Here is a 245-nt window from a genome sequence, read left to right on the forward strand (position 1 = left end):
CCAAAGGCCTGCAGGACCTTCTTGGATAGGAAGTTTATGACCAAATATGGCTTGCAAGAGACCGGCAAAACCGAGAACAAATAATGTTCTTTGTACAAACGCGATAGCTTCAGCGCCATCAAGGCCGTAACTAGTTGCGACACTAATTGGTACAATAAGACTTCCAGCTAAAATAAATAGTGCCCATTGTAAGGCAGAAAGAAATAGCTTCATTATATCAACCTCTTTCATAGATTCCGTTTTCT

1 protein-coding gene is annotated in these 245 nt (G+C 40.8%); it reads right to left on the minus strand.

What is annotated here, in order from left to right; genetic code table 11:
• On the minus strand, window positions 1-231 hold a 231-nt coding region (locus tag SB775_RS32695; protein ID WP_410865454.1), incomplete at its 3' end, for a purine/pyrimidine permease.
• Window positions 232-245: the final 14 nt, after the last annotated feature.

It is taken from the genome of Peribacillus sp. SIMBA_075, assembly GCF_046534585.1.